The 26,432-nt window shown below is 50.6% G+C and carries 20 protein-coding genes and 3 pseudogenes; 3 read left to right on the top strand and 20 right to left on the bottom strand.

Features of this window, described 5'->3' with window-relative positions:
• Positions 1-73: 73 nt before the first annotated feature.
• The 11 genes and pseudogenes from ACFK9X_RS06240 to golT form a co-directional block, all read right to left on the bottom strand.
• A pseudogene (locus tag ACFK9X_RS06240) lies at positions 74-266 on the bottom strand (hypothetical protein).
• Positions 245-316 (bottom strand): annotated as a pseudogene (locus ACFK9X_RS06235) (DUF2474 family protein); the annotation flags it as partial. The pseudogenes ACFK9X_RS06235 and ACFK9X_RS06240, both read right to left, overlap by 22 nt.
• Complete coding sequence (gene cydB, locus ACFK9X_RS06230) at positions 316-1,326, bottom strand: cytochrome d ubiquinol oxidase subunit II (protein ID WP_000151047.1); 1,011 nt, start codon at positions 1,324-1,326, stop codon at positions 316-318. The pseudogene ACFK9X_RS06235 and the gene cydB, both read right to left, overlap by 1 nt.
• Positions 1,323-2,726, bottom strand: a complete 1,404-nt coding sequence (locus tag ACFK9X_RS06225) for a cytochrome ubiquinol oxidase subunit I (RefSeq protein ID WP_000393711.1) — start codon at positions 2,724-2,726, stop codon at positions 1,323-1,325. The genes cydB and ACFK9X_RS06225 overlap by 4 nt, the downstream gene beginning before the upstream one ends.
• Positions 2,727-2,842: 116 nt before the next feature.
• A complete protein-coding gene (gene ssaA / locus ACFK9X_RS06220; RefSeq protein WP_000934834.1) occupies positions 2,843-2,944 on the bottom strand; it encodes a small effector SsaA in 102 nt (33 codons plus the stop codon).
• Positions 2,945-3,220: 276 nt separating this feature from the next.
• Positions 3,221-6,193: a type III restriction-modification system endonuclease gene (locus ACFK9X_RS06215; RefSeq protein WP_077906240.1), complete on the bottom strand. Its 2,973-nt coding sequence runs from the start codon at positions 6,191-6,193 to the stop codon at positions 3,221-3,223.
• Between the two features lie 9 nt (positions 6,194-6,202).
• Positions 6,203-8,161, bottom strand: coding sequence for a site-specific DNA-methyltransferase (locus tag ACFK9X_RS06210; protein WP_000910370.1), 1,959 nt, complete (start codon positions 8,159-8,161; stop codon positions 6,203-6,205).
• 188 nt (positions 8,162-8,349) lie between these two features.
• On the bottom strand, positions 8,350-9,603 hold the full coding sequence (locus ACFK9X_RS06205; protein WP_000288502.1) for an MFS transporter: 1,254 nt from the start codon (positions 9,601-9,603) through the stop codon (positions 8,350-8,352).
• Positions 9,604-9,894: 291 nt separating this feature from the next.
• A complete protein-coding gene (gene golB / locus ACFK9X_RS06200; RefSeq protein ID WP_001159470.1) occupies positions 9,895-10,089 on the bottom strand; it encodes a gold resistance metallochaperone GolB in 195 nt (64 codons plus the stop codon).
• A 77-nt stretch (positions 10,090-10,166) separates the two neighbouring features.
• Complete coding sequence (gene golS / locus ACFK9X_RS06195) at positions 10,167-10,631, bottom strand: Au(I) sensor transcriptional regulator GolS (protein ID WP_001020583.1); 465 nt, start codon at positions 10,629-10,631, stop codon at positions 10,167-10,169.
• 11 nt (positions 10,632-10,642) lie between these two features.
• Positions 10,643-12,931 carry a gold/copper-translocating P-type ATPase GolT gene (gene golT / locus ACFK9X_RS06190; protein ID WP_151115875.1) on the bottom strand — a complete coding sequence of 763 codons (2,289 nt, stop codon included), beginning with the start codon at positions 12,929-12,931 and terminating at the stop codon, positions 10,643-10,645.
• 276 nt (positions 12,932-13,207) lie between these two features.
• Here golT and mdsA point away from each other — a divergent pair, with 276 nt between their 5' ends.
• The 3 genes from mdsA to mdsC are packed head-to-tail and all read left to right on the top strand — an operon-like array spanning position 13,208 to position 19,072.
• Positions 13,208-14,434: a multidrug efflux RND transporter periplasmic adaptor subunit MdsA gene (mdsA, locus tag ACFK9X_RS06185; protein WP_151115873.1), complete on the top strand. Its 1,227-nt coding sequence runs from the start codon at positions 13,208-13,210 to the stop codon at positions 14,432-14,434.
• Positions 14,431-17,598: a multidrug efflux RND transporter permease subunit MdsB gene (gene mdsB, locus ACFK9X_RS06180; protein WP_151115871.1), complete on the top strand. Its 3,168-nt coding sequence runs from the start codon at positions 14,431-14,433 to the stop codon at positions 17,596-17,598. Before mdsA ends, mdsB begins: the two co-directional genes overlap by 4 nt.
• 16 nt (positions 17,599-17,614) lie before the next feature.
• Positions 17,615-19,072 (top strand): multidrug efflux transporter outer membrane subunit MdsC, encoded by a 1,458-nt coding sequence (mdsC, locus tag ACFK9X_RS06175; RefSeq protein WP_151115869.1) that lies wholly within the window; start codon positions 17,615-17,617, stop codon positions 19,070-19,072.
• Between the two features lie 69 nt (positions 19,073-19,141).
• On the opposite strand, the gene ACFK9X_RS06170 is transcribed toward mdsC, so the two are convergent.
• From ACFK9X_RS06170 to ACFK9X_RS06130, 9 genes and pseudogenes are all read right to left on the bottom strand, one after another.
• Positions 19,142-19,501, bottom strand: a complete 360-nt coding sequence (locus tag ACFK9X_RS06170; protein WP_000722978.1) for a DUF4156 domain-containing protein — start codon at positions 19,499-19,501, stop codon at positions 19,142-19,144.
• Between the two features lie 57 nt (positions 19,502-19,558).
• The gene (locus ACFK9X_RS06165; protein ID WP_000737127.1) at positions 19,559-19,783 is read right to left on the bottom strand and encodes a membrane protein; all 225 of its coding nucleotides are present in this window, start codon (positions 19,781-19,783) and stop codon (positions 19,559-19,561) included.
• A 10-nt stretch (positions 19,784-19,793) separates the two neighbouring features.
• Positions 19,794-20,435: a helix-turn-helix transcriptional regulator gene (locus tag ACFK9X_RS06160; protein ID WP_151115867.1), complete on the bottom strand. Its 642-nt coding sequence runs from the start codon at positions 20,433-20,435 to the stop codon at positions 19,794-19,796.
• 143 nt (positions 20,436-20,578) lie between these two features.
• Positions 20,579-21,103 (bottom strand): Ail/Lom family outer membrane beta-barrel protein, encoded by a 525-nt coding sequence (locus tag ACFK9X_RS06155; protein ID WP_000830239.1) that lies wholly within the window; start codon positions 21,101-21,103, stop codon positions 20,579-20,581.
• Positions 21,104-21,504: 401 nt separating this feature from the next.
• Positions 21,505-21,993 carry a hypothetical protein gene (locus ACFK9X_RS06150; RefSeq protein ID WP_151115865.1) on the bottom strand — a complete coding sequence of 163 codons (489 nt, stop codon included), beginning with the start codon at positions 21,991-21,993 and terminating at the stop codon, positions 21,505-21,507.
• Positions 21,966-22,709, bottom strand: coding sequence for a transcriptional regulator (locus tag ACFK9X_RS06145; RefSeq protein WP_000081377.1), 744 nt, complete (start codon positions 22,707-22,709; stop codon positions 21,966-21,968). The genes ACFK9X_RS06150 and ACFK9X_RS06145 overlap by 28 nt, the downstream gene beginning before the upstream one ends.
• Positions 22,710-22,808: 99 nt before the next feature.
• Entirely contained in the window at positions 22,809-24,383 is a 1,575-nt protein-coding gene (locus tag ACFK9X_RS06140; protein ID WP_151115863.1) for an EAL domain-containing protein, read from the bottom strand.
• Positions 24,384-24,882: 499 nt separating this feature from the next.
• Positions 24,883-25,183, bottom strand: a pseudogene (locus ACFK9X_RS06135) (hypothetical protein).
• Positions 25,156-25,890, bottom strand: coding sequence for a hypothetical protein (locus ACFK9X_RS06130; protein WP_151354190.1), 735 nt, complete (start codon positions 25,888-25,890; stop codon positions 25,156-25,158). The pseudogene ACFK9X_RS06135 and the gene ACFK9X_RS06130 overlap by 28 nt, the downstream one beginning before the upstream one ends.
• Between the last annotated feature and the right edge of the window lie 542 nt (positions 25,891-26,432).

Raw genomic sequence — 26,432 nt, 5'->3', positions numbered from 1 at the left:
TATACCAGAGCGTTAGCCACTGTGTAACCATATCACTGCGGCCCGGGAACGACAATAAAGATGAGAATAATTATCAACCTCTATTGAGGGGAGAGATAAGGCGAGCAAAGGTGATCGATAAACGCCGATCTGTCGATAAAAACGCGCTTTCGCGAGAGACGAAAGCGCGTCCGGGGGATATCAGTCAGGAGCGAAATCCTGCGGAGGTCATGAGCAGTCTGAACAACATTCCGACGCCCGCCAGCAGAAGCACGCTGGCGCACCATATCGCGACCATCCATACGACTCGTCGCGACCATTTTTTCACTTTAACCATCAGTGATATCCCTCACCATGTCGCACTTTTCCACGGAAGACGTAGTAGCTCCAGAAGGTATAAGCCAGAATAATCGGGATGATTATCAGCGCCCCAACCAGCATGAAGCTTTGACTTTGCGGCGGCGCGGCGGCGGCATACAGCGAAATATCCGGTGGAATAATATTCGGCCAAATACTGATGCCTAACCCGCTGAACCCCAGAAAAATCAACCCTAGCGTGAGAATAAATGGGCGCGCATGGGATTCTGGTTTTTTCACGCTGCGCCATAGCCAGACGCTAAAAGCCAACACCAGCACAGGCACCGGCAGGAAGTAGTATAAATTGGGCAGCGTGAACCAGCGCTCGGCGATGTCGTCGTGGGTGAGCGGCGTCCACACGCTGACGCCTCCCATCACCAACAACAAGACGATCAACAACGGGCGCGACAGCGCGCACATCCGGCTATGCAGCGGATCTTCGCTTTTCATAATCAGCCAGGTAGCGCCCAGCAGCGCGTAGGTGACAACCAGACCGACGCCGCAGAACAGGTTAAACGGCGTCAGCCAGTCAAGCTGCGAACCGCTAAAGGTTCGCCCTTCCACCTGAAAACCGCTCACCACCGCGCCCACCACAACCCCCTGGGCAAAGGTCGCCAGGATTGACCCGACGATAAAGGATTTATCCCAGAACGCGCGATGCGACTCGGTGGCTTTAAAACGGAATTCAAAAGCGACGCCGCGAAAGATAAGACCAAGCAGCATAACCACCAGCGGGATAGTCAGCGCGTCGGTGATGACGGCATAAGCCAACGGGAACGCGCCAAAAAGCCCGGCCCCGCCCAGCACCAGCCAGGTTTCGTTCCCGTCCCATACCGGCGCGACCGAGTTCACCATAACATCGCGATCGTGTTTATCGCGAATAAACGGAAACAGGATACCGACGCCCAGATCGAAACCATCCATCACGATATACATCAGCGTGGCGAACACGATAATAGCAAACCAGATAACCGGAAGATCGATGGTCATTCGCGTTTCTCCTGCTCAAGCGATTCTCCCACGGCAGAGATAGGACGCGCGGGTCTGCCATCGGTTTCAGCGGTCGGTGTCTCCGCCGGCTGCGGCCCTTTCTGGATAAGGCGAATCATATAAATATAGCCAACCCCAAAGACCAGGGAATAGACCACAAAGAAGGCCAGCAAACTGATGCTCATCTGCAAGGTACTGTGCGCGGAAACCGCATCACGCGTTCGCAGCAGGCCATAGACCACCCACGGCTGGCGTCCTACTTCCGTCGTCACCCATCCGGCAAGGATGGCGATAAGCCCGGACGGCCCCATCCACAGCGCAAAGTGCATAAAGGGCCGCGAATGATACAGTCGGCGTCGGTAGCGTAGCCACAGGCTGGCCAGCCCCAGGAAGATCATCAGTACGCCCATGCCCACCATCAGACGGAAAGACCAGAACACCACGGTAGAGTTGGGGCGATCCTCTTTGGGATAATCTTTTAGCGCAGGCACCTGTTTGTCCAGGCTATGCGTCAGGATCAGACTGCCCAACGCCGGGATCTCAAGCGCATAGCGGGTCCGTTCCGCCTCCATATCCGGCCAGCCTACCAGCGTAAGCGGCGTTGGCTCGCCGGGCGTATTTTCCCAGTGCCCCTCAATCGCGGCGATTTTGACCGGCTGATGCTTCAGGGTGTTAAGGCCATGCATATCGCCAATCAATGCCTGAACGGGCGCCACCACGACCGCCATCCATAACGCCATCGAGAACATACGGCGGATAGCCGGCGTATCGTTACCTTTCAGTAAATGCCAGGCAGCGGACGCGCCGACAAACATCGCGCTACTTAAAAACGCCGCAACGGACATATGCAACAGGCGATACGGGAACGACGGGTTGAAAATCACCGCGAACCAGTCCACCGGGACCACCTGACCGTTATGAATTTCAAATCCCTGCGGGGTATGCATCCAGCTGTTAGACGCCAGAATCCAGAACGTCGACATTAACGTGCCCAACGCCACCATACAGGTAGACAAGAAATGCAGGCCCGGCCCGACTTTGTTCCAGCCAAAAAGCATCACGCCTAAGAATCCCGCTTCCAGGAAGAATGCGGTGAGCACTTCATAGGTTAATAAAGGCCCGGTGATACTGCCGGCGAACTGGGAGAAACCGCTCCAGTTCGTTCCGAACTGGTAAGCCATGACCAGACCGGAGACCACGCCCATCCCGAAGTTGACGGCAAAAATTTTGAGCCAGAACTGATAGAGCGAGCGCCAGACAGGATTACGCGTTTTTAGCCATAAACCTTCCAGTACCACCAGGTAACTGGCTAAGCCAATCGTAATCGCGGGGAAAATAATATGAAAAGAGACGGTAAAGGCAAACTGGAGTCTCGCTAAAAAGAAGGCATCAAACTCCATGTTCCCTCCCGTTTATATATAGTCACTTCGTGTAAAATATTCACTGTTCGCAACCAGGTTGAAACGAAACGGTTATTTTCCCCAAACGTATAAACGTCGGGGAATATCCAGATAAATTACGATTTTTTTTGCGGCTGGCTGTCAGGCTTATCGCCCGACTCTGGCGCTTCGGAGGGGTCGTCTTTTTCGACAGCGAAACGGTAGTATCTATTTAGCATAACATGTCTCCCTTAGTTACATTCACTTGGCAATATCTACCTGGCCGTTATAAAAATAACGGCAAAACAAAAAAACAGCGTCTTCAAGACTATTTGCAATTTCAGCAAAATACGCGTAGCTGAAAGTTAAGAATAGACGTAAAACGATAACCTTCAAGTCAACGCGGTTTACGGGACGGGGGATTAGCACAGGGAGAATGACCGCAACGCTCGCTGCGCGGCGGCCATTTTATATGGTCTATCAAAAAGATAACCGTTAAGGTTCATTCAAACCCGTTAGTTTGCCTTCCCCTCAATCAAGCCATTGATCGTAGAAAATACCGCCGGCGCGCTGGTCGCTTCCGCAAACTCGACATTGATATTTTGCCGACGCAGCATATCGAAGAATTTACGTTGCGCATCAAGAATAACCTGATCGCCTACGCGCATATTTTCTGCTTTAGTTTCAACCAGTAAATAAACGCTGTCGGCGTCCTGACGCTCAATACGGTACACAAAATCCGGCGTAGTAGAGCCCCCCGTATATTTGGGGATCTGAATGGCCCGCTTAGGCAGTTTGCCAAACACAGAAACCTGTTGCGGATAATCGTATTTTAATAGCGGCAATTCTGGATCGACGCTGTCATAACGCAACGGCGGTATTTGATAGAGAGAACGGGGATCGTCTATCGCATTCTCATCCACATTTTTCCCCACAATTTCAGCGCTAATCTCCTCTCTGAACTGCCGTGCCGTGGAATCAAATACCGACGTTGAAGCCTGGAAGTCGAGAGGCAGATAATCGTGGCGCTGCGCAAAATGCGCATTAATCCGCGTCTGTAATGCGCGGGTCATATTGTCCAACGAGATCTCGCTTAAATAGCGTGAATCTCCGTGCAAAACATCACGCAGCATCGCCATTAACACCGGGTGCAGGACGTTAACCGGCAGACTGGTGCGTAACGCCAGTTGCTTAAGAAAATGGCCATATTTCATGCCCGCCATAAATTCGCTGGCGGCTAATTCGCCTTCCCGCTGCGCCACTTCAAAACGGCCATTATCTTCATTCGATACCAGCCGTTGTTGCACCTGGCTTGGCTTCTGGCGAATATACAGCGCCGGATCGCGCAGCACCTCGGCGGCAATTTGTTCCAGAGAAGCGCCGCTACGCTCGAATTGCAGCATATAACGGCGGGAAAACTGCTCCCAGATACTGCTAAGTTGTTCCCAATTCTCTTTGCGTAACCTGACTCGCAGCCGGGAGGCGGGCTTATTGTCACGAATGCGATCCGCTCGCACCCGCGCCTGCGTCAGCTCAGGGTAGAACTCCAGTAGCCACGCAAAACCACTTTTGGTTTCCCCGTTAAGCGTGACGCTGGGTTTAAACTCATTGCTCCGGTTGATCAGTTTTTTATCATCCAGATCTTCCAGCAAACGAAGCTCCGTAAACGCAGGATCGACTTTTTGTCGCTCGGTGACGATGAGTGTGATCATCGCCTCATCCAGCTTCTGCTCGTTAAGCTGAACTTTGCTGTCGCGATTAATCTCATCAACCAGCATACTGGCAAACGCTTTTTCATCATAACCAATCAGAAACGACAGCCGGGACGGCCACTCTTCCTGATGAACGCGATGGCCGTTTTCATCTACCGGTAGCCGCAGGCCGCGCCCCACTTCCTGAATTTTGCTCGACTCGCTACCGGAAGAACGTAATTTAGCAATGACAAAAACATTCGGGTTATCCCAGCCTTCGCGAAGCGTCCATTTTGAAAACAGAAAGCGGCGCGTTTCCCAGTTGCCGTGATGGTCTGAAAAACTGAGCAACTTCTCTTTATTTTTCAGAATATCATCTACCTCAGCCTGGATCGCCTCATCGCCGCTTCCGCGGTCTTCGCCAAAGTAACCAGCGTGGACGTTTTGGTTATCCGAGTGCAGGCTGGCGAGCGTGGCCTGCAGAAAAGACAGATACTCCACTTCTCGCGGCAGGGTCTTGCGCTGATAATCGTCAATCAGTTGCGTCAGTTTCTTTTTCAGCAAACGCTCAAAAGTGACTTTCAACCAGCCTTCGTCATCACGATAGCTTTTAATACTGTCAATAAAGAAAAGGCTTAAGGTCTTAATACGCGGGGCATTATTTTCTGGCTCATTGCTGCGTAAGAAATTTGCCTGCTCTGTATCAAAATGCTTATCAATGGCTTCCTGAATAATCAGTTCCTGGTAGCTCGCGCCAAAGGTTCCTGGCACCAGCGCCATCCCTGCCTCCAGCTCCAGATCGTTCGACAACATTTTACTGCCGGCATATTCGATACTGCCTTCAAATCCTGCATCGACATCGGCGAGATTTTCGCCCACGCCAACCTCGGCAATTTTGCTCCCCCGTCGGAGGATTAATTTCTTTGCCGTGACGCTGTCAACGATATAACGATTGTTGGCCTGTTCTTCGGGGAGATTCGGGTAATAAATATCAATACCTTTCACCAAACCATCGTTAAAACTGTCCACCGCGTTGAGATCAAACTGCGGTTGCCGGCGATAGTAATCTTTACGTACACATTTATTTTTACCCTTACCTTCGACAATATCCGGGAAGGTAGCGCCAAAGCGGACGATCATTTGCGGCTGAATAGCCTGAATCGCTCGATAAAATTTGTTATCTCGCGCAAAACGATGCGGTTCATCAATAATGACCACCGGTCGCGTCATTTGCAGCCCTTTAACAGGCGACGTCAGCCCGCCCAGGAGCGTTTGATCGTAATCGTCTCGCGTCATACTGGCGGAATTGAGCATTTGCGCATTGATCAGCAAAACCTGAATCGTATGGCTATCACGACGGCTGGCATCAGTAAAACTTAATAGCTGGGCCGGAAAATTTTTACGCCCCGACTTTACTTTAAAATCACCGGCGTTGATGGTGCAAAGTTCCATCCGCGTATTTTCGTAGAACTGTGAAAAATGCTGTCTGGCGTAATCGCTGGTGATAAAGTTCCGCGCGCCTTCTTTAATGGCTGGCGTCGGCACTACCAGCACAAATTTGAAGAGGCCATACTTCTGATGCAATTCATACATCAACCGGGTATAGACATAGGTTTTACCCGTCCCGGTCTCCATTTTAACGTCAATATTGGCCTTATCGTCGTAACGTTCCTTAATCAGCGGATTAGCATAGTGATTATGATCGGCTTGCGCGTGATCGATACCGGTGAAACTCGCCAGAATCGCCGCTAACGCCTGTTCCTGATGGGGAAGTTCTTCCAGTAAAATATTCATCATCATCCCCTCTTAATAACGCTTCACCAGGTTCACTTTTTGATCAAGCTGTTTTAAGCCGATTTCCAGTTCACGAATGGATTCAAGGTCGAAAGAGTAGCCGTAAATGACAATGGTCTGAACCGGAAGCTGGTGCGTACCAATGTGGTTGAGAAGATCGCGGGTCTGCTCTGTTCCCCATCGTTCATCAATCAGATACAGGCGCGTATTATCAACATACCTGGCGCAATAGCCGGAAAAATCAATGGTCTGTACGTCAATATCCATTTTATAACCATCGGCGACCAGCCATGTCGTTAATAAGGTCTCTTCGCCGCTTGCGCCGCCCGGCACTCCCAATCCTCTGGCGGAAAAAGGATTGATCATGTCGGTAAATCCTGACTCGGTGAAAGCGGCCAGTTGACCGCTGGTATTGATAAAATGGCCGGTAGCAATATCGAAGCTATCCAGATCGTCCAGCGTCTGCTGTGTCGGAGTGGCAAAACGATAATGTTTAAAACCGAGATCGCTATTGGTCGCGGGATTGTTGGCGCGGATCTTCGCCGCAACGCGTGTAATTCGCTCGCGGCTGATTTCATCAATAGTGTTATAACCTGCTTTTTTCGCGATAGTGTTATTGCTTAATGCCTGATCGATAGTACACAGAATAAACGTGCGCTGCCCCCCATCTTCTTCATTCAGCGCCATTACCGCATGGGCCGTAGTGCCGGAACCGGCAAAAAAGTCCAGGACGACGCCGTCTTTATCGATAGCGAGCTTGATGATTTTCTTCAATAATGCGGTCGGTTTCGGCGTATCAAAAACGTTGTCGCCGAAGAGATCCAGAATCTCCTTTTTCCCCTCTTTATTCGACGCTACGTTATCCCAGTAATTGGTCGTTGGCTGCCCTTTACTGTGGTGCGCGTACATGACTCGCTGGGGAATACCGCCGTTATCTTTGCCAAAATAGACCAGATTATCGGCCACCAGTTTTTGGTAACTGGCTTCAGGATAAGCCCATAGTCTTTCGTGTACCGTACCGTTCGGCGTGGTAATTTTATAGGTATAGCCGCCGCCACTCAGCCCTTTTGACACCGTTAACGGCACCGGGCGCCATTTCCCTTCTGGAAACTGTTCGGTCGGTTCTTTATAGGATTTCTGAATATACTCTTTAGAAAGCGGTTCTAAACGTAAAGCGCCCTGACCGGTTTTGGCATAAACAAGAATGTATTCCCCCTGGATGGAAACGTTATCAGAGTCGTTAGAAATCTCTTTTTTGCGCTTCCACATCACATTGGTGACAAATCCGCCTTCGCCAAAAATCTCATCCATCATTAATTTAAGATTGGCGTACTCATTATCGTCGATAGAGATAAAAATAAATCCGGTATCTTTCAGGAGCTTCCTGGCCAGGAAAAGACGCGGATACATGAAAGATAACCACGCGGAGTGCGTCGATTTACCCTGAATGGATTTTAAACGTGCCAGTTCGGTATCATTAAGACCAAACATATCCTGCAACGCCCGATCGCTATATTCAAAATGATCGGGATAGACAAACCCGTCCGATCCGGTGTTATAAGGGGGATCGATATAGATCATATCGACGGTATCGGCGTAATTATTTTGCAGATGGCGTAAAACATCCAGATTATCTCCGGTCAGAAAAAGATTATGGCTGTTTTTATTTTCTGCCAGAGTATTGTGTTCCACGTCAGGAACGATAACGGTAACGGATTTTTCACCCGCCTGTTTTTTTGCGTAATCTTTGCCAATAAAATCAATCTGATAACCGCTAGTCAGCTCATCAATATTACGCGCTTTCAGCGCGCGCTCAAATCTGGCGAGATCAAATCCGCCTTTCGCGATCAGTTCGCCCTGCTCGTTATAGCGATCGGCGGTAAAAAATTCCGGTAATGCACGTTGTAACTCAGACAGAAAGGCGCTATTCGGGGCAACAGACTCGTTGTGTTTTTGGTTATCTTTCAACATGATATCTTCGCTCCGTTGATAATTTTAAGGTGCAGCAATCAATTTCTTATAAAGAAAAAAGTAAGCGATGATTGTAATGGTCACGAACGGCAGATGCCATCATTAACCTTTGTTGTTCGTTGAAAGGGCGTGAAAACGACGGGAGGAAGGCGTGCTCCCGGCGACAGTATGCGCCAGGAGCGTAGTGTTTACGTGCGATGACCGATGGCCGACTCCGGGAGGGCGTCGCTATCTGTACCGGAGATGACGACTCCCCGGGTCTCGCGACCAAATGCCACAAATACACAGATTAAAATAGCCACCGCGCCAGCCACGATCGCCATTGCCAACCCGTAATTTCCGCCATGCGTTTCCGCGATGCGGGCCTGTAACGTCGCATTAACCGACGCCAGTAAATTACCGAGTTGGTAAACAAACCCTGGCAGCACGGCGCGCGCATTCGCCGGAACCAGCTCGTTCAGCCAGGTCGGTACGACACCCCAGGCGCCCTGCACCATAAACTGCATCAGAAACGCGCCCAGGCCAATCGTGAATGATCCGCTGGAAAATGCCCATAGCGGGAGTACCGGAAGCGCAAGAAAGGCGGCGATCATGATCGCTTTTTTACGCCCAATACGTTCCGATAGCGTACCGTAGAAAATACCGCCGAGCATGGCGGCAATGTTATAAAAAATCGCAATGATACTGATCAGATGCGGATCAAAACCATGCTGCATCTTCAGGAAGGTAGGATAGAGATCCTGCGTGCCGTGGCTGAAAAAGTTAAAGAACGCCATGACCAGCACCAGATACAGACACAACTTCCACTGCTTGCGCAGAACAGGAAGCAGCGCGGTATTCTCTTTACGCGCTCTGGCCGCCAGCCAGACGGGGGATTCCGGCACTTTAAACCAGATATAAGGCAGCAAGACAACAGGCAGGGCGCCAATCAGGAACATGCCGCGCCAGCCTACCATACTGTAGAAGAGGCCAAAAATAACCGAGGCGAACAGATAGCCGCAGGGATAGCCCGCCTGAAAAATGCCCGACATCAGGCCACGCGAACGATCGGGAATGGTTTCCATCGCCAGTGATGACGCAACGCCCCATATCCCGCCCATCGCCACGCCGTACATGACCCGAAAAATCAGAAATGCCATGAAGGTGGGCGACCAGGCGGAAAGCAGTTCAAACACCGTAAAGAACAGAATATTGAGCATCAGTATCGGTCGACGTCCGTACTTTTCCGCCATTCGACCAAATAGCAGCGCGCCAATGGGACGTACCGCCAGGGTCAGCATAATCGCAATGGAAACGTCCGATACGGAAGCGTGAAACCATTCGGCGAGATCGCTAAGTACAAAGACAAGGATAAAGAAATCAAACGCATCCAGCATCCAACTGGTAAAGCTGGCAAACGCCACATGTCGTTGTGTCGTCGTCCAGTTCAGGGGGGTGTACATAGGTAGTGTCCTGCATCAAAAAATAACATCAAGCTTTGAAGCGGCGAAACGCTGAAGCGCTCCCGTCGTCAAAGCGACGTAACAAGGTAGCGTTGCGCTACTTATTTGTTATCTTTTTGTATATAGCAGGTAAAATGTTAGCAAAAATAGACAAATCATTACATATTATTAACAAAGCTTACTGACACATGATTTGTCACACTTTTTATGGGGATTATCTCATGCAAAGGAAAGCGAAGCGTGGCTAGCGTATCGCGACCGGCCTGTCGCCAGACCGATCGCCATTGACGATTACCTCTCGCGCGGCGGGAAACCGGCCTTTTGCAGGGCGGCGGCAATCTGCTCCGCGGATAGCGACGTTTCAACGTCAACCAGACGCGTCGCCGGGTCAGTTCTCACCGTCGCATTAGCATCGAGAGTCAGAATCGTCTTTTTTACCGTACTGGCGCAGCCGCCGCAGGTCATGTCATCAATATGGAACTGCATAGTGAACTCCTTTTGTGTGGGAACTGTTGCCAGTCTGGGCCTTGCCAGTGTTGGAAGGTCAAGCGTAATCTCAGGACTTACAGACGCTTTGCCAGTCCGTGGCGACGAGGACGGCGCAATACCGCTCCGGTACGCGCCTCCGGCTCGCTATCGTCAGGTTGTCCAAGCGTATGCAGAATGGGGCAATCTGGCAGCGCGTCGCCGGCGCAGCAGTGAATCAGCGCTTTGAGGGTTTGCGCCATGTGCTGCATGTTCTGGATACGTCTGTCCAGTTCATCAATGTGCGTCTGCGCCAGGCGTTTGACGTCAGCGCTTTGCCGCGACTGGTTATTCCAAAGATTCAGTAAGTCGCTGATTTCAGCAACTGAAAAGCCGAGATCGCGCGCGCGGCGTATAAAATGCAATTGATTAACATCAGCCTGGGTATAGGCCCGATAGCCGGAATCCGTCCGACTTGCCGCGGGAATCAGACCAATCTGTTCATAGTAGCGAATCATTTTGGCCGAGACTTTCGATGCTTTAGCTGCTTTACCGATGTTCATGACGCTCCTCCTCATGTCGTGGATGTGTCGGATGGGGTTGCCATCGGCGCCCGGAAACGGCGCAGCCGCAAAGCGTTGCCCAGCACGAACACGCTCGACATCGCCATCGCCCCTGCGGCGAATACCGGTGACAATAATATGCCCCAGACCGGAAATAGCGCGCCTGCCGCGACAGGAATCAGCGCCGTATTGTAAGCAAAGGCCCAGAACAGATTCTGGTGGATATTGCGGATGGTCGCTTTAGACAGCGCGATAGCATTCGGCACGCCTTGCAGGTTGCCGGACATTAGTACGACGTCGGCGGATTCCACCGCCACATCGGTGCCGGTGCCAATCGCCAGCCCCACGTCGGACTCCGCCAGCGCTGGCGCATCGTTGATGCCATCGCCGACAAACGCCACCTGCCCATACGCCGCTTTCAGGCGCCGTATCGCCTCGACTTTCCCTTCTGGCAATACCTCGGCAACCACATCATAAATTCCTAACTGTCTGGCGATAGCCTGTGCCGTGCGGGCATTATCGCCAGTGATCATGGCGACCTTAATGCCGAGCTGATGTAAAGCGTTAATTGCGGCGGGCGTACTGGGTTTGATCGGATCGGCCACGGCGATAATCGCCGCCAGTTGACCGTCAATAGCCGCATAGAGCGGCGATTTCCCTTCCTGCCCTAACCGTTCGGCGGTGGTGGCGAAGCCGCTAATATCCACGCCAATTTCGCGCATATAGCGATCAGCCCCCACGTCAACACGCGTACCGTCAACGGTAGCGTATACGCCCATCCCGGTCACCGATTCGAAGCCGTTCATGCCTGGTAGCGCGATCCCTTCCTCTTCTGCCGACACGACAATCGCACGGGCAATCGGATGCTCTGAACGCGATTCTACCGCCGCGACTTTCGCCAGCACCTCACGGCGCTCAAAGCCGCTGGCCACGTCGAGATCGGTCAGTACCGGGCGGCCTTCGGTAAGCGTCCCGGTTTTGTCTACGGCCACCACCTTAGCGTCTTTGAGTAGCTGTAACGCCTCCCCCTTACGGAACAGCACGCCCATTTCCGCCCCACGACCGGTTCCCACCATAATGGAGGTCGGCGTCGCCAAGCCCATCGCGCAAGGACAGGCGATAATCAGAACCGCAACACCATTGATCAGAGCGAAAGTCAGCGCAGGCGACGGCCCAAACGCCAGCCATACCACAAAGGTCAGCGCAGCAATAAGCATTACCATTGGGACAAACCACAGCGTCACTTTATCCACGACGGCCTGAATCGGCAGTTTTGAACCCTGCGCCTGTTCCACCAGACGAATGATTTGCGCCAGCATGGTCTGTCCGCCGACGGCGGTCGCCCGCAGCGTGAGCGCGCCTTTTTGGTTGACGGTACCGCCCACCACCGCGCTTCCTGCGGATTTCTCAACCGGTATCGGTTCGCCGGTAATCATCGACTCGTCAACGAAGCTGCGGCCTTCGGTCACTTCGCCGTCAACCGGGATCCGCTCGCCTGGCCGAACCTCCACACAGTCGCCCAGCACAACCTCGTCGACAGGGATATCCACGATGCGGCCCTCGCGTAACACATGCGCGACCCGCGCCTGTAGCCCCACCAGACGTTTAATCGCTTCGGAAGTCCGCCCCTTCGCCCTTGCCTCCAGAAAGCGCCCCAGCAGAATAAGCGCGACAATCACTGCGGCGGCCTCGTAATAGACGTTTACCGTCCCTTCAGGCAACAGGTCGGGCGTAAAGGTCGTCACCAGCGAGTAGCCGAACGCCGCTGCGGTTCCCACGGCGACCAGCGAGTTCATGTCCGGCGCCAGACGCGCCAGCGCCGGGAACCCTTTAAGGTAAAAACGGCGACCGGGGATCGTCAGCACCAACAGGGTCAGTGCAAATTGCCAGTACCAGCTTTGTTGCAGGCCAATCGTTTTTATCACCCACTCGTGCATACCAGGAATAAGGTGCGAGCCCATTTCAAGCACAAAAACGGGGAGCGCCAGCACGCTGGCGAGAATCAGATCGCGCTTCAGCCTGACGCGCTCGGCCTCTTTTTTCTCTTCAGAGTCGTCTTCGCCCTGCCCCGCCGTCTCTACCGGGCGCGCCTCATACCCCGTTTTTTCAATCGCCGCGATCACCGCCTCCGCCGACGCCGTCCCGCGGACGGTGGCGCGCTCCGTCGCCAGATTCACCGTAGCGTCCGTTACGCCAGGCACAGCCTTAATACCTTTTTCAACGCGAGCGACGCACGACGCGCAGGTCATACCTTCAATAAGCAAGCTTATCGTGTCGTGACGATTTTCTGACTGACTCATGACGACTTCCCCATCCTGACTATTCGGTATCAGAAAGCCTAAAGCTTGCCATTGTGGGAAGGTCAAGCGTATTCAGGCTGCACGGTTCGGCGAGAATGTGAGATGGCTCATAAAAGAGGATGATGCGAGACATTTACGCCACGATGCCGACCTACGTCCCGTAAAAACCCGCCAGGAACACTTGACCTTTCCTTCGTTGTAACGCCTAGCCTTTGCCAAAAATTCTGCGGCAGCGTTGCGGAATGGCCGACACGCTGCGGTAAAGAGGGAAACGACATGCGTAGAACATTCAAAATTATGTTGATAGCCGGCGTCATCGCCGCCATCGGGGGCGTGATTTACATGGCCGGCGGAGCACTATGGGATAAAGACAACGCCGTCGGACCACCGGCCAGCGCGCCGCCTCCACCGTCGGTACCGGTTGCTAAAGCCCTTAGCCGCACACTCGCGCCTACGGCGGAATTCACCGGTTTTCTGGCCGCGCCGGAGACCGTGGAACTGCGTTCGCGCGTGGGAGGAACCCTTGACGCCGTCAGCGTTCCGGAAGGACGTCTGGTAAGCCGCGGACAACTGCTGTTCCAGATCGATCCGCGCCCGTTCGAGGTCGCCCTCGACACCGCCGTCGCGCAATTACGTCAGGCTGAAGTACTGGCCCGCCAGGCGCAGGCGGATTTCGATCGCATTCAACGACTGGTCGCCAGCGGCGCCGTATCACGTAAAAACGCTGACGATGTCACCGCCACGCGTAATGCGCGACAGGCGCAGATGCAATCGGCCAAAGCCGCCGTCGCCGCAGCGCGCCTTGAACTCTCCAGGACCCGTATTACCGCGCCCATTGCCGGACGCGTTGACCGCATACTGGTGACCCGGGGCAATCTGGTCAGCGGCGGCGTAGCGGGTAACGCCACGCTTCTGACGACTATCGTGTCTCACAATCCCATGTATGTGTATTTCGATATTGACGAAGCCACCTGGCTGAAGGCGTTACGGCATACCCGCTCCGACAAAAATCCACCGGTAGTCAACATGGGGTTAACCACCGATAACGGGCTGCCTTATCAGGGCGCACTCGACTTTATGGGCAATCAGATGAACCGCAGCACCGGCACTATCCGGGCGCGCGCCGTGATTCCTGACCCCGACGGAATGCTTTCTCCCGGCCTGTTTGCCCGAATCAGTTTGCCCATCGGCGAGCCGCGGGAAACCGTGCTAATTGACGATCTGGCGGTGAGCGCCGATCAGGGCAAAAACTATGTGCTGATCGTCGGCAAGGAGAATCAGGTGGAGTATCGTCCGGTTGAGCTGGGACAAATGGTCGATGGACTCCGCGTCGTTACACAGGGAGTACTGCCGGGAGAAAAAATCATCCTCAAGGGGCTGGTGCGTCCTGGCATGACCGTTGCGCCGCGTCTGGTGCCGATGCGACAGAATGTGACCGATAAACAGACCGCGACATTGACTAAAGCGGACGGCGACAGCGCGCCGAAGGCGGTGCGCCAATGAAATTCACCCACTTTTTCATCGCACGCCCCATCTTCGCCATCGTCCTGTCTCTGTTAATGCTGCTGGCTGGCGCTATCGCCTTTTTAAAACTGCCGCTGAGTGAATATCCGGCCGTTACGCCGCCCACGGTACAGGTTAGCGCCAGCTACCCCGGCGCTAACCCGCAAGTGATTGCCGATACGGTAGCCGCGCCGCTGGAACAGGTGATCAACGGCGTTGACGGCATGTTGTATATGAATACCCAGATGGCCATTGATGGTCGCATGGTTATCTCTATTGCCTTCGAACAGGGAACCGATCCTGATATGGCGCAAATTCAGGTGCAAAACCGGGTATCCCGCGCGCTGCCTCGCCTGCCCGAAGAAGTCCAGCGAATTGGCGTTGTAACGGAGAAAACGTCCCCCGATATGTTGATGGTGGTCCATCTTGTCTCGCCGCAAAAACGCTATGACTCGCTTTACCTGTCTAACTTCGCCATCCGGCAGGTTCGCGACGAGCTGGCCCGTTTACCCGGCGTCGGCGATGTTCTCGTCTGGGGCGCGGGCGAGTACGCCATGCGCGTCTGGCTGGACCCGGCGAAAATCGCCAACCGCGGTCTTACCGCCAGTGATATCGTTACGGCGTTGCGGGAACAAAACGTACAGGTCGCCGCCGGTTCCGTCGGGCAGCAGCCGGAGGCCTCCGCCGCTTTTCAGATGACGGTAAACACGCTGGGCCGCCTGACCAGCGAAGAACAGTTCGGCGAGATTGTGGTAAAAATCGGCGCTGACGGCGAGGTGACGCGTCTGCGTGATGTCGCCCGCGTCACGCTGGGCGCAGATGCCTATACGCTGCGCAGTTTACTGAATGGCGAAGCGGCGCCAGCGTTACAGATTATTCAAAGTCCGGGCGCCAATGCGATTGACGTTTCTAACGCGATTCGCGGCAAAATGGATGAGTTGCAGCAAAACTTCCCGCAGGATATCGAATACCGGATTGCCTATGATCCTACGGTCTTCGTGCGCGCATCGCTACAATCGGTGGCGATTACGTTGCTGGAAGCCCTCGTGCTGGTCGTCCTTGTCGTGGTGCTGTTCCTGCAAACCTGGCGGGCGTCCATTATTCCTCTGGTGGCGGTTCCCGTTTCGCTGGTCGGCACCTTTGCCTTGATGCACCTGTTTGGCTTTTCGCTGAATACGCTTTCGCTGTTTGGTTTGGTCCTGTCGATAGGTATCGTTGTCGATGACGCCATCGTTGTGGTCGAAAACGTGGAACGGCATATCTCGCAGGGCAAAAGCCCCGGAGAGGCGGCAAAGAAGGCGATGGATGAAGTCACTGGTCCCATTCTTTCTATTACCTCGGTGCTGACGGCGGTCTTTATCCCTTCCGCATTCCTGGCGGGCCTGCAGGGTGAGTTTTATCGTCAGTTCGCGTTGACCATCGCTATTTCGACCATCCTTTCGGCCATTAACTCGCTGACGCTCTCCCCTGCGCTGGCTGCCATTTTGCTAAGACCGCACCACGATACTGCGAAGGCTGACTGGCTAACGCGGTTGATGGGCACGGTCACTGGCGGTTTTTTCCATCGCTTTAACCGTTTCTTCGACAGCGCGTCGAACCGCTATGTTAGCGCCGTCCGTCGGGCCGTGCGCGGCAGCGTCATTGTGATGGTGCTCTATGCTGGCTTTGTGGGGCTGACCTGGCTTGGCTTCCATCAGGTGCCGAACGGGTTTGTGCCTGCGCAGGATAAATACTATCTCGTCGGCATCGCCCAGCTCCCAAGCGGCGCATCGTTGGATCGCACAGAGGCGGTCGTAAAACAGATGTCCGCTATCGCGCTGGCGGAACCCGGCGTCGAAAGTGTCGTCGTCTTCCCCGGCCTGTCGGTTAACGGCCCGGTAAATGTGCCAAATTCGGCGCTGATGTTCGCCATGCTGAAACCCTTTGACGAGCGTGAAGATCCTTCGCTTTCCGCTAACGCTATCGCCGGAAAGCTAATGCACAAATTTAGACACATTCCCGACGTGTTTATTGGCATCTTCCCACCGCCGCCGGTTCCAGGGCTTGGCGCGACGGGCGGCTTTAAATTGCAGATTGAAGATCGTGCGGAACTGGGATTTGAAGCGATGACAAAGGTGCAAAGCGAGATTATGTCTAAGGCGATGCAGACGCCCGAACTGGCCAATATGCTGGCCAGTTTCCAGACGAACGCCCCGCAATTACAGGTGGATATCGACCGGGTGAAGGCGAAATCAATGGGGGTATCGCTCACCGACATCTTTGAAACGTTGCAAATTAACCTCGGCTCGCTTTACGTCAACGATTTCAACCGATTTGGCCGTACCTGGCGGGTGATGGCGCAGGCCGATGCGCCATTCCGTATGCAACAAGAGGATATCGGCCTGCTTAAAGTCCGCAATGCGAAGGGCGAGATGATCCCGCTTAGCGCTTTCGTCACGATTATGCGCCAGTCGGGGCCGGACAGAATCATCCATTACAACGGCTTCCCCTCGGTAGATATTAGCGGTGGACCGGCTCTGGGCTTCTCCTCCGGACAGGCGACGGACGCGATTGAAAAGATCGTGCGTGAAACGTTGCCGGAAGGGATGGTCTTCGAATGGACCGATCTGGTTTATCAGGAAAAACAGGCCGGCAACTCTGCGCTTGCTATCTTTGCGCTGGCGGTGCTGTTGGCCTTCCTGATCCTGGCGGCGCAGTACAACAGTTGGTCGCTGCCCTTTGCCGTCCTGCTTATTGCGCCTATGTCATTACTCTCAGCCATTGTCGGCGTGTGGGTATCTGGCGGAGATAACAATATCTTTACGCAGATTGGTTTCGTGGTGCTGGTCGGCCTGGCGGCCAAGAACGTCATTTTGATTGTCGAGTTTGCCCGCGCCAAAGAACACGACGGCGCAGACCCGCTGACCGCCGTACTGGAAGCGTCCCGCCTGCGTCTACGTCCTATCCTGATGACCTCATTCGCCTTTATCGCAGGCGTAGTACCACTGGTACTCGCGACGGGTGCCGGCGCGGAAATGCGACATGCGATGGGCATCGCCGTGTTTGCCGGCATGTTGGGCGTTACGCTCTTCAGCCTGTTATTGACGCCTGTATTTTACGTGGTGGTTCGCAGGATGGCATTAAAGCGTGAGAACCGCGTTGATTCACATGATCAGCAAGCATAATGATGGGAATGGCATAATGAAGATCACTTTTACAGGCTATCGGCAGACCGCCACGCTGGCGACGCTTGCTTTCGTCACCACGCTTGCTGGCTGTACGATGGCGCCGAAGCACGAACGCCCCGCATCGCCGACTGCGATGGTCTATCCCTACGCAACGTCAACCGTTTCTGGCGCGCCGGATGCCGCTGACATTGGCTGGCGTGATTTCTTCCACGATCCGCTTCTACAGGAACTGATCGCGATCGCGTTACGCAATAATCGGGATTTACGCAAGGCAGGGCTCAATGTTGAAGCCGCCCGGGCGTTATACCGTATTCAGCGCGCGGAGATGCTGCCGACGCTCGGCATCGCCACCGCCATGGACGCCGGTCGCACTCCCGCCGATCTCAGCGTCACGGACGAGCCTGAGATTAACCGACGCTACGAGATGGCTGGGGCGACGACGGCCTGGGAACTGGATCTCTGGGGGCGAGTGCGAAGCCTTAGCGACCAGGCATTAGCCGCCTATATGGCGCTTGATGAGACGTACATTGCGGCGCGAATGAGCCTGGTTTCCGAAGTCGCCAGCGCCTGGCTGACGCTACGGGCTGACCGGGAGCTGCTGCGCTTAACCGAAGATACGCTGGCCGCGCAAAAAAGTTCATACACATTGACAACCCAGCTTGCCCGGACAGGCAACGCCACACAGCTCGATCTGCGTATGGCGGAGATCGCGCTGCGTTCTGCCGAAATCAATCGCGCGGCGTATACGCGACAGTTGGCGCGGGATCGTAACGCGCTGGAATTGCTGTTGGGCCAGCCGCTCACGCCTGAACTGTCGCGTCGACTAAACGAGGCGGTCACGCTTACGGAAGTCGCGATCCCGACCACATTTCCAGGCGGATTACCGTCAGATCTGCTGGTACGCCGCCCGGATATTCGCGCCGCCGAGTACAGGCTGCGTGGCGCAAACGCCCGAATAGGCGCAGCGCGCGCCGCCTTCTTCCCGACAATCAGCCTGACAGGCACGGCGGGAACGGCCAGCGCGTCTCTTAGCGGACTCTTTGAACCGGGCTCGGGAAGCTGGCGTTTTCTACCGCAAATCACCTTGCCTCTCTTTCACGGCGGCGCATTACGCGCTGACCTGGATAGGGCGCATGTCCAAAAACAGATTGAAATCGCCAGGTATGAAAACGTTATTCAGCAAGCCTTTCGCGACGTGGCGGATGGTCTGGCGGGACAGCGTACGCTGAATGACCAGGCGCAATCAGAACAACGCGCGGTTGAAGCCAGCCAAATCGCCTATGAGCTGGCCGGACTCCGTTTTCAGGAAGGCGTCGATGACTACCTTACGCTGCTTGATACCCATCGTATGCTTTATGGCGCGCAACAGCGCCTGGTACGCACACGGCTCATGCAACAGCTGAATATCATTAATCTGTATAAAGCATTAGGCGGCGGTTGGCGGGAATACAGCGAGAAAAAGCAAGGTTAGCCCAAATAGCGCCCGCGTCGCCAGTGCGGCGCGCGCGCTAAACAGGCATATATTGCCTGCAAAATAAGGTTAACGAGGGCAACGATAAACGTTCCCGCTTAACGTGACATTCGTTTGTTTGCTTGAGCCCGAACCGTGCCATGAACTTCCTGTCTGGCCTGCACGCTGGGTTAACAGGACTACCGTATTGCCGCCCATTTTATAAGCTTTGTTTTTCAGATCGTTACGGGCACCCGTTTCCAGGTTACTGTTGGAAGTCCAGCCACCGGTAAAGAAATTCCCCTGGCTGCCCGTGATATCCCCTAAGTAGCTGCATTCCTTACCTGGCTCGCTGGTCATCACCCGTACCTGTTCAGCGCCATAATTCAACGAATTAGCGCTACATGCGGTTAAAGCCAAGCCGACGAAACATACTAAGATCTTTTTCATACTAATACCTGGTCTATTAATCATTAAATAATAACGCGTTCTTGCTTCTGAACGCCGTCAAGGAACTATATTTAAGATGTAACGAATGTCTTTCATTTGCTGAAGAAAAGTCTCTGTCATGATGCTATCATGTATGCTTGAGGCTATTTCTTGTTCAGTTTTTTCAATATGCTCTCTGAGTCTTATTTTTGTTTTTTCGTCAAGCGCCGAGATAAGTATCTTAATGGCAAGCAGCATAGTAGGATTGATGCTTTCACACTCTCTCATCGTTAACTTTTTCATCTTGTTTGCTTCAAGCCTGATCGGCGTTTTTGTCTACACGGCAAATTTTAGATGCGAAGATATGGCGACTTCTTTGGTAAATAAATAGCAAATGGAAAAAGCGTTTGAAGCCATATTTACGACAGATACGCAATCTATGAATGTACAAAGTCTTACGACTCATGCCATAGCTACTGGCGATCTGACTCATCGACTTTTTATATAAAAAGTGCCATAACAACTCCTCCTCCTTTTTTGTCAACGGCGCAAGTTCACCGACCGCTACTTCGTTTGCACAAGCGTATTTAATGAAATGCTCAATAAAAACAGGCTTTGCCAAATCGGGATCGATATCAGGATCTCTATCGCAGCCATGTGGATAAAGTTTTCCAATATCTCTGCGCGTGAGCCAGATTCGACGAGCATGTGGATAATGCTGCATGAGCGCCTTAAAACCTTTCCAGACCCCCTGAGTCAAAACTCGTCCATCAATAATAATTATGATATCTTCGCTAGCTGATATCTGACACGAATTATATTCTCCATTGAGTGGGAACATAAAGCACTTCCCATCCTCAAAGAGTGAAGCGATGCCTAAATAAGTATAATAATCATCCGTTAAAACTATACCTATCGTTTTTAACGGAAGTTGTTCCGATAGTGAATTTATCATAATTTCATCAATAGAATAACGCTACGGTGAGTGTTTTATCTTCCTCTTAAGATTACCTGAGCGCTCATAACCATCCCTATTCTGTAGCAGCGCCATATTATTTTTAATTCCTTGCCATAAACGTAACGCTTATAATTTTAATGTCAGAAGCGATAACCTACGCTGACACCAAATGTATTGGTATCCACAGCAAAGAAACGACTGGCTTCCCATGATGCATCGATAGATATACTCTTAACTGGATTAAATATTACGCCAGCTCCGTAGGCAAAGGACTCTTCTTTTGAGTGTTTATTAAATTTCATCGTCGCTATACCCGCATTGCCGTACAGGCTCACATAGTCATTAAAACGATATGTTGGTCCAAACATCAAAGAACCATAGTCTACAGAATCGGAACCATTTTTATGCAATTTCCCCTCTTTCCAGGTGTAGTTCTCCATTTCATTGCGCGTCGCGGTGAATGAGCCTAACATCCCCCAGGTCTCATTGAACTCGTAACGATATTTAAAATTAAAGCCTCGCAGATCTTTGCTATCGCTATTTTTCAATGAACTGAGATGAGTTTGTGCATAACCAAACGATACGGTGTGCTGATCGTTAGCCAAAGCTAAAGGTGACGCTAATAATAAACCTAAAAAAACAAGGAACGAAGACCGTCTTTTCATTAAAACCACTCCATTTTTGATATATAATTAAGGCGGTACCGGAACTTATGGCACACAAATAGCATTTAGATTAAGAGCACCTAATGCGCTTATTACCAGTCATGCCAACTGCGGAGGTAATATACCCTGATATATTCGATAATGGATATGAAATCAGTCTTACAGAGTTCTTACTTTTTTATTAATAGCGGATTCATAGTTGCTTCAGACCCGATCCTGGCATCGCATCCGTCAGGCGGGCTGCGAGAGGTTATCAGCGAGTATCAGTTACCGCCATGAAGAGTAAAAAACCCATAACCCATTGTTTTTAATGCTCTTTAACTGGTGTTCGAGTTAACCTTTACCCTTGCGGAGGGCAATTTCGCAACTCGCTTTCTGACGCATTCAGACAACATTCAGATCTACTGCGCGGTACAAACGTTATAAAGCTGCCGATTAAGAGAATAAAAAAAGGTTTTCTCACCCACTTTAGATATTCGAATCTCATTAGCCGCTTCCGGATGCAGAACCCGTAAATATGATAACAGATCGCCAGCCGTGTCCGTGGCAAAGACTTTTACCTGGGATACTTCGAACGTATAAACACCAGGCGCTATTCGATGTAAATTTTTCATATATACGTCCCGGTATAATATTTTTACACCGTTATCTTTTGTTTTTATTTCATATTGAAGCGTAATTCTCTTCATCTTAAAATCAAGAACAAGATTGCCATCGGCATGGATATCTTTAGGTTGTATCGTCGTTACCGTTCTTGTCGTACATAAAAATTCATTAGTATTAATAGAACTATGGTTACTGTTTCGTACCCAAACTACCATCAGTACGACTGAAACAGCCAGCATACCAAGCGTCGCCACGCTTAATAACGTTCTTTTATGGAAATGCATTTCGGCTCCGCTATATCAAGTTGGTTAAGACACTGGACAAAAATATTTGTATTAGGAACGCGAATGTAATAAATGATTTTTCCGTTTTGTTTATGTATTTCATTACTCATCTCAGAGTACGCTTCAACGATATCCGTCAGATGGGTTTTATCATGCCCGACACTATAAAAAGTGTATCCATCATACGAACCCTGGAGGGTAAAGTAATCAATATTTTCACCCTTAACTTTATACATCATAAAAAACATCAGAAGCGCGGCCAGGCAAAAGTAGAGCCAATCTTTTTTATTCACAGCGCCCGGTATTGGGGTAATAATAGTGTCATCGTGCCGCACTTCAACCGTCGATACTTCTGTTTCAGCAACAGCAGGCAACGGCGTATTTTGCGCCTCATCACTCAACGGTTCAATGGAAACTGAGAGTAAAACACCCACGCGAGGGCGAGTCACAACAGACGCCCCCTTAAGACCAATTTTATCAAATGACCCTCGTAGCTGGTTAATCAATTTATAATAACTGGCATCAGAGACCACGACACCTTTGCGCCCCCAGACATAGTTAATTAAATCATCTTTTTTAAAAAGGCCTTCATAAAAAGCGATAAGCAAACTGCGTTCCGATTCAGATATCGTTATCGACTCTCCGGCGCAGGAAAGCGTCATTCGTTCACAATCAAGAATAACCCTTTTGTCAATCAGATAATTGTTCTGACTCATAAAAATATCCGCCCCAGTGCTATCACGTTTCTTCACGGCATAAACATATTACCAGGATATATCGTGCTATTGAATTTTTTTCCGTAGCGAGTTCCTGCATTATTCAGCCACCAGATCGCTCGCGGATCCGCTTTCCCCCTTGAGCAAACCATTTTGCCGCTGGGCTGACTTGCCAAGCCAACTCATAAAGTCATTAGTCCCCATCGGCCTGGCATAAAAAAATCCCTGAACGAATCCTACCCCGTGGCTTAAGATGTAACGCAATTGGTGCTGGGTACTGACCCCTTCGGCAACCACATTGAGTCCCAGTCGCTGACTCAGCGTAATGATAGTATCCAGGACAGGAACATTATCGCTGCTGGTATCAATGGTATCGATAAACGTTCTGTCTATTTTAAGAGAGTCTACAGGTAATTGCTGGAGATAGGAGAGGGAGCAATAGCCGGTCCCAAAATCATCAATCGCTATTAACACGCCTTTTTCACGGAGCGTTGAAAGTTTTTCTGCGACCTGTGAAGGTTCTACAATCAGGCTACGTTCGGTGAGCTCCAACATAAGCGTTATCGTTCCCAAACGAGTCCTGAGCGCCTCTATATCTTGTATAAAACCGTCATCCATAAGATGCGCAGGCGATATATTTACGCTGATATAGAAATCATCCGGTACAGTCCAGTTTATCACGTCATGAGCAATCAGTTCGAACAGATGACGAGAGAGTGGAATAATCATGCCTTCATTTTCTGCGGCGGTAATAAAAATATCGGGAGTTATAAAACGGCCATCCGGTTGCGGCCAGCGCATTAGCGCCTCCACGCCGCCGCAACTACCGTGTTTAACATTAAAAACAGGTTGATAATGTACCGTAAATTCATTGTGCGTTATTCCCCTGGCAATCTCCCGGGCCAGAGATAAGCGTTTTAAATACCAGCGCCTGTAGAACAACATCATCCCTACAGAAAGACATAATGACAGCGGAATAAAAATAAAAAGGTTTTGTAACCAGTATGCCGATAACGTTGAGAAAGGGGTTCGCACCATCAGCTGGATAGTGTGATCGGTTGAGGTGAACCGCTGCGTTAAAAACGCCTTACCGCGCAACTTCGCAGCGCTGGTAATCGCCTCTCCTGCGCCGAATGTCAGGCTAAAGGCTGATGCTCTTTCTGCAGCCAATATCTCCATGAGCTCCTGGACATACTGCGAATCCACAATGACGAAAGCCGCTTTATCCGCTGCTACTTTTTTCACATACACCACAACAAGGCGATCGGGTCCTTCGGCCATACTACCGATAGATCGCAACCACCGTTCCGGATAAGAAGCAGGTAAAGAAAGCCCTGCCAGCCGGGAAAAATGATAGCGTTCGGTTCCTGTGACAAAGGAGCAAGTGATATCGCCATTTTCCAGAAACCCAATGTCACGGACATAAGGAGTGAAGGCCCGCGTTCTGGACAGTTCTTTCAGCGTGTCAGTGCAAGAACTCTCAGCCAGTCTGGCGGCTTTTCTGGCGACTTGCCAGGAGGCGGCAGATATATCCGCGCTAAACCGCAGCAGCGTATTGGCGCTGACGGCGATATCTCGTTTTAGCTGGAAGATACCCGCGAGTAACCCCACCAATATCATTACGATCAGTGGAACGGCAATAAACAACATCAGAAATAGCTTTCTTACTTTCAAATCATTGCCCTCTTACCGGCCTTCCTTTTGCCACTGTACGCTTTTATAGGATAACTAAAGTAACATTAATATAGAAAAGCAATATTGAGAGATAGATTATACGTTCTTAATGATAGCAAGATGGCACTCCCTGTGCCGAAAATAGACAAGAAAATATCAATACCCAACAGGTGCAGGATACTATCGTTAAAATAAGCGATAGCAGATATCTAAATTCAATATGTTAGCCTGATACCAGGTTCGCTGCCTGATGAGGCATAAATCACGGAACGAATTCCCATCAATACAGGGATTATTGGCTACAACTCAACGTTACTACTGGTGGTACACACATTATACAAATGCCGATTAAGCGAAAACATGTAGGTGTTTTTCCCAATTTTGACAATCTTTAGCTCATTAATCGTACCGGGTTGTAACAACCTCAACCAAGAAAATAAATCGCCAGCAGTATCAGACTCAAAGGTCTTAACTGAATTGACTTTAAAAGTAAATGTTTTCATACCCGTTCTGCGCAGTTTGCTGATGCAGATGTCACGAAAAAAAAGCCGCTTCTCTTTCGTATCGGTAGTAACATCGTAGTGTAGGGTAATCCTGCCGGATTTAAGATCCAGCACAAGTCCACCATCCATGTACAATTTTCGTGGTTCAATATACGCTTCTGATTTTGTCGTGCATATAAGATTATTGGTTCTATAAGAGTCACGATTTACCCACTCAAGCGCTATTACCGATCCGATTGCGACAATGGCGATAAATATTACAAATATAATCAGTAACGTTCTTTTACTGTAATACATTTTGGCACCGCCATTTCAACAGGATTTAAGCATTGCAGAAAAATATTCATATTTGGCTCCCTGATATAATAAAGATGGCGTCCATTTTGCCGGTAAATTTTAATTTTTAGAGAGTTAAAAGCAAAAACTACTTCACTTAATGTGACCTTATCCTCTTTTGTTTTATAGATTGCATAATCGTTATATTCACCAAGATATGTAAAAAAACTATCAGGGCTGTTACGAACAGGCGCTTTATATATAGTAAATACACCATAGAGCAATGCCAGAAGAATGGCTCCTGTTAATACCACAAATACGCTGTGACGTTTAATTTTGTAAAATATGTTCTCCCGAGTCGGGGTGCCTTTAACGTTTTCATCACTCACCTTTAGGGAGGTGATTTTTTTTATAGGTTCAATGGCAACAGACAGCGCCCCCCCCACCCGAGGACGAGTTACGATGTCAGATGACTGTAGACCGATGCTACTAAAATCATTTCTCATTTGATTAATGAGTTTATAGTAACTTGATTCTGAGACGCAGCCTCCACGATTTTCCCAAACAAAATGAATAATATCTTCTTTTTTGTAAAGACCATGCCAAAAAGCAAGAAGCAGATGGGTCTCAGCTTCTGATATTCTGATTATCTCATTACCATGCGATAAGGTCATCTTCGTACTATCAAATACAACACGCTTATCAAGTAAAAATATGCTTTCATTCATGACAATCCTAAAGGTAACTGCATCCATCATTCAGACGACATATTATCATGCTCAAAAAAGAATTCAGCCCCCTAATTAACCTGAGTTTAACTTATAAGTCTCACTTATAGTAAACAATAATTGACACAAGTATTACCTGCACATTACAAATCAAACAGTTATAGGTAAATCTGAACACTTTTCTTTACCTTAACGCAAACTCAGGAAACTTCTGAAAGGCCAAAAGTAAGAAAAAAGTAAGACTAATTATACTGTTTCAGAAGCACATTTCAGAAAATTTACCTTAATCTCACCATCGTATTATCCATCGGGAGGTTTAACTTATGCGGATTTTACATAGCAAAAATGTGCAGGTTTGTATTGCAACATAGTCTATCTACTCAGACGCGGAGATAATTGTTATCGGATTACACTCAATCAAATGATAACACTATCAGTTGTACTAATGAGATGTATGGACGAAAGCGCTTATCGCTCTATTTCATGATAAGAGAAATAAGTCTGTTTGTTTTATATCGCATTATCAATAGTCAGGAGGGTAT

Origin of the sequence: Salmonella sp. WC3, assembly GCF_042932255.1 — a bacterium.
In the GTDB taxonomy this organism is placed as follows: Bacteria; Pseudomonadota; Gammaproteobacteria; order Enterobacterales; family Enterobacteriaceae; genus Salmonella; species Salmonella enterica.
The sequence above is the reverse complement of the archived record's forward strand: the minus strand, read 5'-3'. Positions and strand labels throughout refer to the sequence as shown.